Here is a 14,497-nt window from a genome sequence, read left to right on the forward strand (position 1 = left end):
TCAGTAGGCGGCGTCACGCGACACGTGTGCCATGAAACCACAACGCGAAGAGGCCCCGCGATCGAAATCGACCGCGGGGCCTCGTCCGTGCCCTCGGCAGGATTCGAACCTGCGACACCGGCTTTAGGAGAGCCGTGCTCTATCCCCTGAGCTACGAAGGCGGGCCTTGCGTGCAAGGTCCAGGGTTGCCACGAGGGCAACCCAGGGACAGCCTAGCGGATCAGGCAGAGGCTCCGCGGCCCAGTTCTCGGGGGAGCGGATGCCGTCGCGGGACCGGCGGAATCCGGGCGATGTGCCCGCCTGCCGAGGTGCCGGCGGCGCCGCGCCGCCGGCGGGGGCGGGGGCCCTGGATAGGATTTCCGGATGACCACACCCGCAGGCCTCAGCTCCGCCGCGATGCGGCTCGACCGGCCCGTCGGGGCGCAGCGGATGCCCGCTCCCGGTGAGGCGCTGGTGCGGTTCGTGGACGCCGCGACGCAGGCCCCCTTCGCGGAGCGCCTCGCGCCCGACGTGCTCGACGCGGCCGAGCGCCGCCGGGCCGACCGGTTCGTCCGCCCCCAGGACCGCGGCTCCTATCTCGTCGCGCACGTGGCGCTGAGGCTGCTGCTGGGATCCCTCCTCGACACCGATCCGCAGGCTCTGCTGATGGCCCGCGACGCCTGCCCCGAGTGCGGTGGCCCCGATGGCCGTCCGGTCCTCGTGGGCGGCCGCGCCCACTTCTCCCTGTCGCACAGCCGCGACGCGGTCTTCGTGGCCTGCGCCTCCACACCGGTCGGGGTGGACGTGGAGGCACTTCCGGCGCCGCACGTGGTGGCGCAGAGCGGGGAGTTCTTCCACCCCGACGAGAGCGCCGAACTGGTCGCGTTCCCCGAGGCCGAGCGCCCCGCGGCGTTCGCCCGCCTGTGGACGCGCAAGGAGGCCTATCTCAAGGGCACCGGAGCAGGACTCGGGCACGACGGTCACCGGACCTACCTGGGGACCGGTCCGGGCGCCGACTTCGTCCGCCCGCACTGGGCCCTCACGGACCTGCCGGCCCCCGAGGGCTACGCCGCCGCGCTCGCGCTGCGCGCCCCCTCGGCGAACTGGCGCTGAGGCCCGGACGGCCGGCACTCGCGTGCTGAGGATCCGTCAATATCTCATCTCTGGTGGTTGTTTCCTCTCGTGGTGTCGGCGGTCGGAGCTCGTCCCGTGGGCCCGGGTCTGAGCCCTACAGTTCGGCGACGGCCTCCAGGGGGCTCAGGGTCGACGCACGGCGGGCCGGGAGGGCCGCCGCCACCACGCCCGTGGCGAGGGAGATCAGGCAGACGAGGAGCAGCGTGCCCCAGGGGAGGGCGAGGGAGTAGTCCTTGAGCGCGCCGTTGGTCAGGGCGCCGACCGTCCAGGCGCCGAACAGGCCGGTCGCCAGTCCCAGCAGGGTGCCGAAGGCGGCCACGGCCAGGGATTCGACGCGGATCATCCGGCGGATGCCGGCGCGGTCCATGCCGATGGCGCGCAGGACGCCGATCTCGCGGGTGCGGTCCGACACCGACATGGCGAGCGTGTTCATGATGCCGAGGGCGGCGATCACGCCGCCGATGGCGAGCAGGGCGTACGTCAGGGTCAGCAGGGTGCCCAGGGAGCCGGCGGCCGCCCGGACCAGTTCCTGCCGGTCCTGGACCTGGAGCAGCGGGTTGTTGCCGGTGGCGGTCCGCAGGCGGTCCTTCATGGCCCCGCCGTCGCCACCGTTGTCCACGCGGACGAGGACGCGCTGGACGGAGCCGGGGGCGAGGGCCTTCTCCTGGACCTCGGCGCGGGCACCCAGGACGTCCTGGGCGGTGGGGTTGTCCTCGTAGACGCCGACGACCGTGTACGAGGTGACATCCGTGCCGGGCCCGCCGATCCGGGCGTCGATCCGGTCGCCGGCGCTCACACCGTTCTCGCGGGCGAGCGTGCGGGAGAGGGCGATACGGCCCGGACCGAGGTCCTTCAGGGAGCCGCTGACGAAGACCGGCTTCATGACGGACAGGGCGGCGGCCGGGTCGACCCCGGAGATCTGGCGGACGCCACCGCCGATGAACAGCGTGGAGTCGCAGACGCCGGTCGCCGTCCGCACGCCGGGGGTGGCGGACACCCGCTGTACGGCGGCCGGGTCGATGCCGGTCGACGAGGTGTGGGTGCTGATCACGTAGTCGGCGCCGAGGCCCGCGGCGGCCTGGCGGTCGAGGGCCTGCCCGGTGGAGTGGCCGATGACGGAGAGCCCGGCGACCAGGGCCGTACTGACCATCAACGCGGAGGCGGTGGCGGCGGTGCGCCGCGGGTCGCGCAGCGCGTTGCGGTGGGCGAGGTGGCCGGTGATCCCGAGGCGGCCGGTCAGCCGGCCGGACAGTCGCAGTACGGGGACGGCGAGCAGCGGCGCCGACACGATCACGGCGACGACCAGAAGGGCGCAGCCGAACATCGCGCTCCGCAGGTTCTCCTCGGAGGCGTCCTTCACGCCCGCGAGCGACAGCAGCAGTCCGGCGCCGAGGGCGAGCAGGAGGGCACCGGCCGCGCCGCGGACCCGGGACGCGGCGACGGTGGGCGGCTGTTCGGCCGTGCGCATGGCCTCGACCGGTGCGATCCGGGCGGCCTTGCGGGCCGGCAGCCACGCGGCGAGCACGGTGATCCCCACTCCGACGGCGAGCGCGGCCACCACCGGGAGCGGCCCGATCACCAGGGGGCCGCGGGGCAGCGCCTCCCCGGTGATGTTCAGGATCCGCGGCAGCACGGAGGCGATCCCGAGGCCCGCGAGGAAACCGAGGCCCGAGGCGGCGAGGCCGAGGAGGACGGCTTCCCAGAGGAGGGAGCGGACGACCTGGCGGCGCGTGGCACCGATCGCGCGCAGCAGGGCGATCTCACGGGTGCGCCGGGCGACGAGCATGGTGAAGGTGTTGACGATGAGGAACGACCCGATGAAAAGGGCGACTCCGGCGAAGACCAGGGACAGTTTCTCGTTGCCTCGGGTGAGTGTGTCGACGAGGGCGGCCTGCTGGGCGGCCTGGGCGGTGCCGGTGGTGGCCTCGGCACGGTCTGCGGGGAGCAGGGCGGCGACCCGGCGGGAGAGTTCGGCCTCGTCGGTGCCGGGTACGGCGGACAGGTCGATCGAGGTGTAGCGGCCCGGGGAGACGAACAGCCCTTGTGCGGTGGCCTTGTCGAACACGGCGAGCGTACCGCCGGCCGTCACCCGGGTGTCCCGGGTGGTGACGATGCCGACGAGCCGCTTCGTCATGACCGGGCCGTCAGTCGCCAGGGTGATCGCGTCGCCGATCCGGAACCGGCCGGCGGCGGCGGTGCCGCTGTCCACGGCGATCTCCGTGCCGTCGCGCGGTGCCCGGCCCCCGGTCAGCGGAAGGCGGCTGTCCTTGCCGTCGGCGCCGGGGACGTAGGCGGCCGCCCGGTGCGCCCAGATGCGGCCGGTGCGCAGCGGGGAGCCGTCCGAGGCGTTCAGGGTGGCCAGGCCGTCGGCGGCCGGCCGTACGGCGGAGACGCCCGGCAACGCGGCCAGCTTGCGGGCGAGTTCGTCGTCGAGCGCGGTGGCGTGCGCGTCCGCGACGGACCCGACGGACCCGGCCGCTCCGGGGGCACCGGCCGCTCCGGGGGCGCCGGGCGGGGGGTCTTTCGGGGTCACGGTGACCGCGATGTCGGCGTAGTCCTTCGACACGGCGGCCCGGTGGGCGGCGGTGGAGGAGTCCGCGAAGACGAGGGTGCCGGAGACGAAGGCGACGCCGAGGGCGACGGCGAGCACCGTCATCAGCAGCCGGGCCTTGTGCGCCAAGACGTTGCGCAGGGCTGTTTTCAGCATGGGTGAGTGGCTTCCGAAGACGTGGGGCGTGGGCCGTGGGGCCCACGGGCGGCGGGCGGGGGCAGCGAGGCAGCGGGGCGGGGGAGGGTCAGCTCGTGCGTGCGCGGGTGTCGAGCTGCTTCATCCGGTCCAGCACCCGGTCCGGCGTGGGCCGCGTCATCTCGTCGACCAGCCGCCCGTCGGAGAGGAAGACGACGCGGTCGGCGAAGCCGGCGGCGACCGGGTCGTGGGTCACCATCACCACGGTTCGGCCCAGTTCGCGTACGGAGTCGCGCAGGAAGCCGAGGACCTCGGCCCCGGCACGGGAGTCGAGGTTGCCGGTGGGCTCGTCGCCGAAGACGATCGCGGGCCGGGTGATCAGCGCCCGGGCCACCGCCACGCGCTGCTGCTGCCCGCCGGAGAGCTGGCCGGGCCGGTGGTCGAGGCGCCGGCCCAGGCCCACCATGGACACCACCCGGTCCAGCCACTCCCGGTCCGGGCGGCGGCCGGCGATGGACAGCGGCAGGACGATGTTCTCCAGCGCCGTCAGGGTGGGCAGCAGGTTGAACGCCTGGAAGATGAAGCCGATCCGGTCCCGGCGAAGCTCGGTGAGCTGCCGGTCGCCCAGCGTGCCCAGCTCGGTGGTGCCGACGCGGACGGAGCCCGAGCTGACGGAGTCGAGGCCCGCGGCGCAGTGCATGAGGGTGGATTTGCCGCAGCCGGAGGGGCCCATGATCGCGGTGAACTCGGCCTCCCGGAAGGAGACGCTGACGCGGTCCAGTGCCACCACGCGGGTGTCGCCGCTGCCGTAGACCTTCGACAGCTCGGTGGTGGAGGCCGCGATACCGGGCGTCGGGTGGGGGGAGAACGGGTCGGCGGTCACAGGGACTCCACTTCGGGCGCGGTGGGAAAGGGGTGCAAGCCGAAGGGTGTCGGGGGGACGTATCAGGGCCGGGGCCGCCGTGTATCGGCCTCGGCGCCGTCCTGCGGCGGTCGTGTGTCGGTCGGCGGGGGCGGGAGCCGCAGGGTGGCGACCGCGCCGCCGTCCGCGGCGTTGTCCAGGCGCAGTTCGGCGCCGAGCACCCGGGCCTGACCCAGCGCGATGGTCAGGCCGAGGCCGTGTCCCGCACCACGTTCCGCGGCGCCCGTACGGAAGCGGCGCGGGCCGTCGAGCAGCAGGTCGGCGGGGAAGCCGGGGCCGTGGTCGCGGACGACGACGGTCAGGCCCTCGACGGTGACCCGCACCGGGGTACGTCCGTGCCGGTGCGCGTTGGTGACGAGGTTGCCGACGATCCGCTCAAGGCGGCGCGGGTCGGTCTCCACGTACTCCGCGGCCGCCACCCGCGGCGCGGTCGCCGCGGCTTCCGCGGCCGGTGCCCCGGTGATGACGGTGACCTCCGTGTCCAGGCCGGTACGGGCCACCGCCTCGGCGACCACCGCGGCCAGCGGGACCCGGGCGGGCACCGGCGCCTCCGCGCCCGCGTCCAGCCGGGAGATCTCCAGCAGGTCCTCGACCAGGCCGCGCAGGTCCCGTACGCGGGCCCGCAGCAGGTCCTCCGGCTCGCCGGGCGGCAACAGGTCGGTGGCGGCCAGCAGGCCGCCGACGGGGGTGCGCAGCTCGTGGGCCACGTCCGCCGTGAACTGCCGTTCGATGCGCAGCCGTCGGCCGAGACTGTCGGCCATGAGGTCGACGGTGGCGGCGATGTCGGTCACCTCGTCGTGGCCCCTGGCACGGCCCAGGGCGGGGCCGTTACGTGCGTCGAGGTCCCCGCCGGAGATCCGGGCCGCGGTCTCGGCGACCCGGCGCAGCCGGCGGGCGACCAGAGCGGCCCCGTAGACCGCCAGGGGCAGCGCGGCGGCGAGCGAGACGAGCGAGGCCACCGCCATGCTCGCGTCGAGGCGGCGCAGGTCGTGGAGTTGCGGGCTCATGTTGATCCGGACGGCCAGCACGGGGCTGCCCGGGCCGCCGACGCGCTGGGCGCCCCAGACGCTCGGCCCGAGGTTCCCCTCCACGCGCCCGTCGTAGGCCACCCGCCGGTCGGCACCGGCCGGGTGGCGCAGGGCGGTGGGCAGTTCGGCCGGATCGAGCTCGGCACCGCCCGCCGGCGTTCCGGTACGGCGGTAGACCTCCATGGCGGAGTACACCGTGTTGGAGGCGTCCATCTCGGCCCGGTTGCGGATGTCCATCGCGGTCCACACGTGGACGAGGACGCCCACCGCCAGGGCGACCAGGCAGGCCGTGGCGGCCGCCAGCGCGGCGATCTTCCACCGTAGGGGCACACGGGCCGGCCACCACGGCCGGCGCGGGGGAGGCACCGGCCTCAGCGCCTGAGCTTGTAGCCGAAGCCGCGGACCGTCTCGATCCGCTCCCGGCCCAGTTTCTTGCGCAGCCGCTGGACGGCCAGGTCCACGACCCGGCTGTCGCCGTCCCAGCCGTACTCCCAGACGTTGCGGAGCAGGGTGTGGCGTTCCAGCACGATGCCCGGGTGGGCCGCGAACTCCAGCAGCAGTTTCAACTCGGTGGGGGTGAGCGCCACCGGGCTTCCGCAGACGAACACCTCCATCCCGCCGGTGTCGACGGTCAGATCGCCGAAGACAAGTACGTCCTCCTCCCGGCCGGCGACGGGCTCGCCGCCCGGGGCGGGCGCGTAGGAGGCCCGACGCAGCAGCGAGCGGATGCGGGCCACGAGGACGTTCGTCTCCACCGGCTTGACCACGTAGTCGTCGGCCCCGGCCTCCAGACCGGCGACGACATCGAGGCCGTCGCCGCGGGCGGACATCATCAGCACCGGCACCAGGCTGGTCTCGCGGACCCGGCGGCACAGCCCGATCCCGTCGAGGCCGGGCAGCATCACGTCGAGGATCAGCAGGTCGAAGACGTCGTCGTCGCGGAAGGACTCCAGCCCGGTCAGTCCGTCGGCCGCGGCCGTGACCCGGTAGCCGTAGCGTTCGAGGGCGACGGTGAAGGACCGGCGCATCAGCTCGTCGTCCTCGACCAGCAGCACACGGACCGGAGGCAGAGATTCCGGCGCCGGGGCGGGTGAGGGCACGGGCGGGACTCCTGTTCGTACGCGTCGGGCGAAGCGCCGCTCGGGCGTGAACCCCCACGCGGCCGGCGGCGCCGGAAGGAACGATACGGGAGGCATCGGACGCGGCGGCCGAGGTCAGGGCCGGGTGCGCGATTCGATCGGCGGCCGAGCGCCCGTCGATACACGGCCGATACAAACAACCCCGCCCGGACGCCCACGAGCGCGTGCACCGGTGGCGTGTCGATCGAAATCGGCCTGAATGCCGGTGGTGCCGGCCTGAATCGGTCTGCTGAAGCGATGAGTCCGGCCGGGCCGCCGCATAGTCTGATCATCGGTCGATCGGGATCCGTACCGGGGGTCCACGGAGCGAGGAGAAACACTGATGGTCGGGTCGCGTGTCCTTGCCCTCGGGCACTATCAGCCGTCGAAAATCTTGACCAATGCCGATCTTGAGCAGATGGTCGACACCACCGACGAGTGGATCCGGAGCCGGGTCGGAATCACGACGCGCCATGTGGCCGCCGAGGACGAGTCGGTCTCGGACATGGCGACCAAGGCCGCCGAGCACGCACTGGCCAACGCCGGACTCACCGGCGCCGACATCGACTTCGTCATCGTCGCCACCTGCACGGCACTCGACCGCTCGCCCAACACGGCGTCCCGGGTGGCGGCCGCGGTCGGGGCGAGGACTCCCGCCGCCATCGACGTGAACACGGCCTGCTCCGGATTCCCGCACGCCATGGCACTGGCCGACCAGAGCATACGGACGGGTTCCGCCACGAAGGCCTTGGTCATCGGCGTGGAGAAGCTCACCGACTTCGCCGACTGGACCGACCGCACCACCTGTGTGCTCGTCGGCGACGGGGCGGGCGCGGCCGTCGTCGTCGCTTCCGAGGAGCCGGAGATCAGCCCGGTCGTGTGGGGGTCCGTACCCGAGATGGGCGGGGCCGTCCGCATCGAGGCCCCGACCAACACCTTCGCCCAGGAAGGGCAGTCGGTCTACCGCTGGGCCACCACGGCGCTTCCCGAGGTCGCCCTCCAGGTCTGCGAGCGGGCCGGCGTGAAGCCCGAGGAGCTGGGCGGCGTCGTCCTCCACCAGGCCAACCTGCGGATCATCGAACCCCTGGCGCGCAAGATAGGCGCGGTCAACGCCGTCGTGGCCAAGGACGTCGTCGACTCGGGCAACACCTCGGCCGCGAGCATCCCGCTGGCGCTGTCCAAGCTCGTCGAGCGGGGTGAGATCGAGAAGGGATCGCCCGTACTCCTCTTCGCGTTCGGCGGGGGCCTGTCCTACGCCGGCCAGATCATCAACTGCCCGTGATCGGCGCCGACGGATCGACGACGCGGAATTCCCCGCACGTGCCGTGGTGGCCGCTGCTGCGGGAGGCGAAGACCGCTCCCCGGGTGCGGCTGCTGGTGTTCCCGCATTCCGGGGCCGGCCCCAACACGCTGTTCCCCCTGGTCCGCCCGTTGCCCGGCGATGTGGAGGTGCTCGGACTCTCGCTGCCCGGGCGGGAGCGCCGGTTCGACGAGCCCCCGGGCTGCCGGCTCGACCAGGTACTGGACTCCGTGGCCGACGAGGTGCTCGGCCTGGACCCGCTGCCCACGGTGGTCTTCGGACACAGCCTCGGCGCGCTCCTCGCCACCCGCGCGGCGCGCCTGCTCGGCCCGCACTGCCGGGCGGCCGTCGTCAGCGGGCAGGCCCCCGGCCGGACCACGCGCCGGGCCCACGGCACCAGCACCGACGAGGACGTCGTCCGGCTGCTGCGGGAGGGCGGCGGCACCCCGCAGTGGGTGCTGGACGATCCGGAGATGCTGGCGCACGTGACGCGCGTCCTACGGGCGGACATCGAACTCAGCCGGGAGTCCGCGACGGGGTTCGAGGACGTACGGCTCGACGTGCCCCTGCACGTGCTGGGCGGCACGGCGGACCCCCTGATCCCGCACGAACCGCTCGACGGTTGGGCCGACCACACGACCGGGGCGTGCCAGGTGCTCCGCTTCGAAGGCGACCACTTCTTCCTGCTGGCCGAGGCGCACCGCCCCACGGTCGTGGACGTGCTGCGCCGGGCACTCACGGAGGGCTGACCGAAGGACCACCCGGGCGTCCACGCGCCCACGCGCCCACGCGCCCGGGCGTGCCGAAGGGCCGGGGTCACGTGGCGCGTGACCCCGGCCCTTCGGCCGGTCCCCGTCGGACGGGACCGGCGGGAGATCACGGCCGGATGATGCGGACCTGGTAACTGCCGTTGCGCAGTTCACCCACGACGGACACGCTGATGCCCGCCTTCTCGTCGGTGAAGGTCTCGCCCGGCCGGAACGGCGCGTCCGAGAGCTCCGCGTGCACATTGGGCCGCCGGGTGCAGCCGCCGCTCGTGCTCGCGCTGTCCGACACGGTGATCGGGCCGTGCCCGGTGTCCACGTCGGAGTCCACCTTGTAGATCAGGACGCCCGGCTTGCAGACGGCCTCGTCGTTCCCGGCCCGGGTCCGCACCTCCACCGCGTACCCGGCGCTCTCCGACAGTGGGATGAAGGCCAGCTTGGTGCCGCCCCGTATCCCCAGCGGGGACAGGGTGTGGTCGCTGGTGCCCGACTTGGCCGCGCAGCTGATCTGCGTACTGTCCAGCCAGCCCAGCTTCCACTTGTGCCAGCCCATCAGGTCGTTGTTGGCACCCCAGTCCTCGCTCATGATGTCCCAGTGCCCGACCGTGCTCCCGCCGTCCGCGGTGTAGAGGTCGGGCAGCCCGAAGACGTGCCCGTTCTCGTGCGGGAGCACCCGGTAGCCGGTCTCCTGGTAGGTGCCGGAGCCGTCGTCCTGCCGGCTGTAGACGAAGGACGTGTTGGCCAGCGGCACGCCGTCGGCGACCGGAGCCTCGCCGTTGCCCGAGAAGGTCACCGACAGGACGGTGTCCAGGGCGGACGGCCCGGCGTTCGGCGTGACCAGGATGTTGATCAGGTCGTACCGGGTGAAGTCCACCTCGGGGTCGGCGGCCTTCGCTATGTGCTCGACGAGCTGTCGGTAGCCCGGCTCGTACGCGGACCCGCGCTCGATCCCGTACGCCGCGAAGGGCATCGGCATCCGCAGCCAGTCCTTTATCGGCGCTTCGGCCCGGTAGGCCAGCCGGCCGTAGGAACTGACGCGGAACCATTCGGCCGTCTGGGGGAAGAACTCCGCCATCCGGTCCGCCGCCGTGCCCTCGCCCTTGGCGTCGGGGAAGTCGATCATCAGGTTCAGGGCCCGGATCTCGCCGGTGGAGCGCGAGTAGCCGGGCGGGGTCGGCATGCCCTCGGACATCTGCACACCCATGGTGCCCGCGATCCGGCAGGGCGCGAGAGCCGATTCGACGGTCGTGGCCACCGCTCCGGCCGCCGAGTTGCCGCGACCGGATATGCCCGTGCTCGCCGTTGCCGTGACGCCGAGGGCCAGCGCGGTCAGGCCGATGTACGCGCTGGTGCGACGTGGTCTGCGTATCCGGTGGCGGGTCTGCGACATGGAGATCGCCTTCGGGTCCGCGGCAGCCGGCCCTGCCCGGTCTGCGCTCTGTTCGATCACCCTCCGCCGGGCGCGGCGCGCCCGCGCGTCGGGAGAGGCCGAACGTGGACACGCCGGTGACTCAGGTCACACGAGGGAGTGAAATAACCGGGGACCGGATCCCCGTTTGTACGTGAGTCCCACCAAGCGGGGAGCGACTCCCCGTTTGGGCGGGGTGGTCGCTCGGTCCGCACCACGAGTCCATGAGTCCACGAGCCCACGAGTCCACGAGTCCGCGCCAGGGAGGCCCCGGAATGAAGAGCTCCACCCGCACCACCCCGGCGCCCGGCCTCACCCCGGACCTTGCGCAGGGGTCCGCTTCCGGTGTTCCGCGTCCGCGCGCCGACGCCGTCCGCAATCGCGAGCGGATCCTGGCGGCGGCCCGCGAGGCCTTCGTCGAATCCGGCTCCGGGGCTCCCTTCGACGAGGTGGCCCGCCGGGCCGGCATCGGCAATGCCACGCTCTACCGGCACTTCCCCGACCGCCCCACCCTCGTCCACCACGTCGTGCTCTTCACGATGGGCCGGGTGACGGCCTCGGCCGAGGCCTCCCTCGCCGAGGAGCCCGACGCCTTCGCCGCCCTGTGCCGGTTCACGCACGCCGCCGCGGACGAGCGGATCGGCGCCCTGTGTCCGATGCTCGCCGACGGGTTCGACGGCGAGCACCCCGAACTGCTCGCGGCGCGCACCGCGTTGGAGGGGGCCGTCGTCACCCTGCTGGCCGCGGGCCAGGACGCCGGGCTGGTCCGCACCGACATCGGGGTCGGCGACCTGATGGTCGCCCTGTCCCAGCTCAGCCGCCCGCTCCCGGGCACGGCGTGCCTCGACACCGACCGCTTCGCCCACCGCCATCTGCAGCTCTTCCTCGACGGGTTGCGGGCCCCGGCCCGCTCCGAACTCCCTGGTTCGGCGACGACCTTGGACGACCTGCGGCAGAAAACCATGTGACACGCACAAAGCTTACGAAATAGCCTTTTTCAGTCATTCCGCACAGTGAAGTGGGTATCCCCATGTCAAAAACAGCCGCGAGCCTCGCGCCGGCTGCCGATCCCAGCCGCTGGAAGGCACTCGTCTTCATAGCCCTGGCCCAGCTGATGGTCGTCCTCGACGCGACCATCGTGAACATCGCCCTGCCCTCCGCCCAGACCGACCTCGGCATCTCGGACGGCAACCGCCAGTGGGTCATCACCGCGTACGCGCTGGCCTTCGGCGGACTGCTCCTCTTCGGCGGTCGCATCGCCGACAAGTGGGGCCGTAAGAACGCCTTCGTCGTCGGTCTCGTCGGCTTCGCCCTGGCCTCCGCGCTCGGCGGCGCCGCGAACGGCGAGGCCATGATGCTCGGCGCCCGCGCGTTGCAGGGGGCCTTCGGCGCGCTGCTCGCACCGGCGGCCCTGTCGCTGCTCGCCGTCATGTTCACCGACGCCAAGGAGCGGGCCAAGGCCTTCGGCATCTACGGAGCCATCGCGGGCGGCGGCGGCGCCGTCGGCCTGATCCTCGGTGGGTTCCTGACCGAGTACCTGAACTGGCGCTGGACCTTCTTCGTCAACATCCCCTTCGCGATCGTCGCGGCCGTCGGTGCCTGGATGGTCATCCGTGAGCCCGCCGGGTCCCGCAACCGCGCGCCCCTCGACATCCCGGGCGTGATCCTTTCCACCACCGGTCTCGTCGCCCTCGTGTACGGCTTCACCCGCGCCGAGTCCGCCGGCTGGTCGGACGCCCTGACGGTCACCATGTTCGTCTCCTCGGCGCTGCTGCTGTCCGCCTTCGTCCTCGTCGAGTCCAAGGTGAAGTCCCCGCTGCTGCCGCTGCGCGTCCTGCTGGAGCGCAACCGCGGCGGTGTCTACCTCTCGCTCGGCCTCGCCGTCATCTCGATGTTCGGCCTCTTCCTCTTCCTCACCTACTACCTGCAGGTCGTGAAGGGCTTCTCGCCCGTCAAGACCGGCTTCGCCTTCCTGCCGATGATCGCGGGCATGATCACGGGCTCCACCCAGATCGGCGCCCGTCTGATGACCCGCGTCCCGCCGCGCCTGCTGATGGGCCCGGGCTTCATGGTCGCCGGCCTCGGCATGCTGCTGCTCACCCAGCTGGAGGTCGGGTCCTCGTACCCGGCGCTGATCCTGCCGGCGCAGCTGCTGCTCGGCCTCGGCATGGGTACGGCGTTCATGCCGGCGATGTCCCTGGCCACGCACGGGGTGAACCCGGCCGACGCCGGTGTCGCCTCCGCCATGGTCAACACCTCGCAGCAGGTCGGCGGCGCCATCGGCACCGCGCTGCTGAACACCATCGCCGCCTCGGCGACCACCGCGTACCTGACCGACCACGCGGCCGAGGCCGCGGCGGGCGGCCCCGCGGCGCAGCTGATCCAGGCGCAGGCCATGGTGGAGGGCTACGCGTCCGCCATCTGGTGGGCGGTCGGCATCCTGGTCGCCAGCTCGGTCATCGCGCTGACGCTGATCAACACCGGCCGTCCGGGTGCCGGCGGCCCGGTGGCCTCCGGTTCCGGTTCCGGCGAGGAGGCCGAGCTCAAGGTCCCGGTGATCGCCCACTGATCAGGGCCGAGGGCCCACGGGAATGACTGATGACCCCGTTTCGTTCAAATTTGAACGAGACGGGGTTAGTCTGTTTCGGTACGCATTTCAACTACGCGGAGGAGCGCCCGCTGTGACCCGCATACCGGCCCTGTACCTGAGCCACGGCGCACCCCCGCTGGCCGACGACCCGATCTGGCCCGGCGAGCTCGCCGCCTGGTCCGCCGACCTGCCGCGCCCCCGGGCGATCCTCATGGTCTCCGCCCACTGGGAGGAGGCCCCGCTCGCCCTCGGCGCCACGGAGCGCGTCCCGCTCGTGTACGACTTCTGGGGCTTCCCCGAGCACTACTACCGGGTCCGTTACGACGCCCCCGGCGCCCCGGAGCTGGCCGCCTCGGTCCGCAAGCTGCTGCGCGCCCCCGGCACCCCCGTCCAGGACATCCCCGACCGCGGCCTGGACCACGGCGCGTACGTCCCCCTGGTGGAGATGTATCCGGAGGCCGACATCCCGGTCCTCCAGATCTCCCTGCCCACGCTGGATCCGGCCGGCCTGATGGACATCGGCCGCAAGCTCGCCCCGCTGCGCGACGAGGGCGTGCTGATCGTGGGCAGCGGCTTCTTCACCCACAACCTGGCGGCGCTGCGCCACACGGGCCCGGGCGTCCCCGGCTGGTCGGCGGAGTTCGACGCGTGGGGAGCCGAGGCCCTGGCCGCGTCCGACGTGGACGCCCTGCTGGACTTCGAGCACAAGTCCCCGGCGGGTCGCCTGGCCCACCCCCGCACGGAACACTTCGCCCCGCTCTTCGTCACCCTCGGCGCGGCCGAATCCGACCTGACCGCGACCCGCACTCCGGTGGACGGCTTCTGGATGGGCCTCTCGAAGCGCTCCCTGCAGTTCGGCTAGGGCGTGCCTTTCGGACCGGGTCGGAGGTCGCGCTCACCCGGACGGGTGGTGGCCCAGTCGCTTCTCGTACCAGCGGACGTCCCAGTACCGGTCGAACTTCCGGCCCGCCTCGGTGAACTCTCCGACCCGGCGGAAGCCGAAGCGCTCGTGCAGGCGCACCGAGGCCTCGTTCGGCAGGGCGATCCCGGCGAACACGCGGTGCACCGGCTCCTTGGCCAGGGCGGCGAAGAGCGCCTCGTAGAGGAGGGTGCCGATGCCCCGGCCGACCGCGTGCGGGGCGAGGTAGACGCTCGCCTCCACCGAGGTGACATAGGCCGGTTTGGGGCGATACGGGCTACTGGTGGCGTATCCGGCCATTCGATCGCCGGTCCAGGCAACCAGAAGCCGGTGGGGCCCGTCTTCAGAGTAGGAGTGCAGCCACGGGCGGCGCTGTTCCGGAGTGAAAGCGGCGGTGTCGAACGTGACGGCGGTCTCACGGACGTAGTGGTTGTAGACGTCCGTGAGAGACGCCAGATCGGCCTCTGTTCCGGGCCTGACCTGCACCTCTTCGAGATCTTGCGCCATTGGCTCCCCTCCCGTGGCGGGGCAGGATACTGCAAGATCTCGAAAATGAGGGAGCAGCGTGGGAATTCTGTCCCGATTCCAGTCGTTGTTTCCTTCGGAAGCGGGCACTCGGGAGAGTGTCCGTGACGCACCGGACCGGTCG

12 protein-coding genes and 1 tRNA gene are annotated in these 14,497 nt (G+C 72.4%); 6 read left to right on the forward strand and 7 right to left on the reverse strand.

The genetic code is table 11. The features are described from left to right. Window positions 1–88 precede the first annotated feature (88 nt). Window positions 89–161, reverse strand: a tRNA-Arg gene (locus ACWG52_RS21785). 202 nt (window positions 162–363) lie between these two features. Here ACWG52_RS21785 and ACWG52_RS21790 point away from each other — a divergent pair. Then, window positions 364–1,092: a 4'-phosphopantetheinyl transferase family protein gene (locus tag ACWG52_RS21790; protein WP_389815205.1), complete on the forward strand. Its 729-nt coding sequence runs from the start codon at window positions 364–366 to the stop codon at window positions 1,090–1,092. Between the two features lie 115 nt (window positions 1,093–1,207). Here ACWG52_RS21790 and ACWG52_RS21795 read toward each other — a convergent pair whose 3' ends face one another. The 4 genes from ACWG52_RS21795 to cseB all read right to left on the reverse strand — a co-directional run bounded on the left by ACWG52_RS21795 (window position 1,208) and on the right by cseB (window position 6,849). Further along, the gene (locus tag ACWG52_RS21795; protein WP_390168364.1) at window positions 1,208–3,820 is read right to left on the reverse strand and encodes an ABC transporter permease; all 2,613 of its coding nucleotides are present in this window, start codon (window positions 3,818–3,820) and stop codon (window positions 1,208–1,210) included. An 88-nt stretch (window positions 3,821–3,908) separates the two neighbouring features. Continuing rightward, window positions 3,909–4,682 (reverse strand): ABC transporter ATP-binding protein, encoded by a 774-nt coding sequence (locus ACWG52_RS21800; protein ID WP_389815211.1) that lies wholly within the window; start codon window positions 4,680–4,682, stop codon window positions 3,909–3,911. A gap of 62 nt (window positions 4,683–4,744) precedes the next feature. Then, a complete protein-coding gene (locus ACWG52_RS21805; protein ID WP_389815214.1) occupies window positions 4,745–6,079 on the reverse strand; it encodes a sensor histidine kinase in 1,335 nt (444 codons plus the stop codon). 41 nt (window positions 6,080–6,120) lie between these two features. Next, entirely contained in the window at window positions 6,121–6,849 is a 729-nt protein-coding gene (gene cseB / locus ACWG52_RS21810) for a two-component system response regulator CseB (protein ID WP_389815217.1), read from the reverse strand. Between the two features lie 361 nt (window positions 6,850–7,210). Here cseB and ACWG52_RS21815 point away from each other — a divergent pair, with 361 nt between their 5' ends. Next, on the forward strand, window positions 7,211–8,149 hold the full coding sequence (locus tag ACWG52_RS21815; RefSeq protein ID WP_389815220.1) for a beta-ketoacyl-ACP synthase III: 939 nt from the start codon (window positions 7,211–7,213) through the stop codon (window positions 8,147–8,149). Then, entirely contained in the window at window positions 8,146–8,916 is a 771-nt protein-coding gene (locus ACWG52_RS21820) for a thioesterase II family protein (RefSeq protein WP_389815223.1), read from the forward strand. The genes ACWG52_RS21815 and ACWG52_RS21820 overlap by 4 nt, the downstream gene beginning before the upstream one ends. Window positions 8,917–9,043: 127 nt before the next feature. Here ACWG52_RS21820 and ACWG52_RS21825 read toward each other — a convergent pair whose 3' ends face one another. After that, the gene (locus ACWG52_RS21825; RefSeq protein WP_389815227.1) at window positions 9,044–10,321 is read right to left on the reverse strand and encodes a M6 family metalloprotease domain-containing protein; all 1,278 of its coding nucleotides are present in this window, start codon (window positions 10,319–10,321) and stop codon (window positions 9,044–9,046) included. A gap of 293 nt (window positions 10,322–10,614) precedes the next feature. Between ACWG52_RS21825 and ACWG52_RS21830 the strand changes: the two genes are divergently transcribed. The 3 genes from ACWG52_RS21830 to ACWG52_RS21840 all read left to right on the forward strand — a co-directional run bounded on the left by ACWG52_RS21830 (window position 10,615) and on the right by ACWG52_RS21840 (window position 13,791). Then, entirely contained in the window at window positions 10,615–11,307 is a 693-nt protein-coding gene (locus ACWG52_RS21830) for a TetR/AcrR family transcriptional regulator (protein ID WP_389815230.1), read from the forward strand. A 62-nt stretch (window positions 11,308–11,369) separates the two neighbouring features. Continuing rightward, a complete protein-coding gene (locus tag ACWG52_RS21835) occupies window positions 11,370–12,908 on the forward strand; it encodes an MFS transporter (RefSeq protein ID WP_389815233.1) in 1,539 nt (512 codons plus the stop codon). Window positions 12,909–13,029: 121 nt separating this feature from the next. Next, window positions 13,030–13,791 carry a dioxygenase family protein gene (locus ACWG52_RS21840; RefSeq protein WP_389815424.1) on the forward strand — a complete coding sequence of 254 codons (762 nt, stop codon included), beginning with the start codon at window positions 13,030–13,032 and terminating at the stop codon, window positions 13,789–13,791. Between the two features lie 33 nt (window positions 13,792–13,824). Here ACWG52_RS21840 and ACWG52_RS21845 read toward each other — a convergent pair whose 3' ends face one another. Beyond that, window positions 13,825–14,355, reverse strand: coding sequence for a GNAT family N-acetyltransferase (locus ACWG52_RS21845; protein ID WP_389815236.1), 531 nt, complete (start codon window positions 14,353–14,355; stop codon window positions 13,825–13,827). Window positions 14,356–14,497 lie beyond the last annotated feature (142 nt).

The sequence above is a fragment of the Streptomyces sp. CLCI03 genome, from assembly GCF_053615355.1.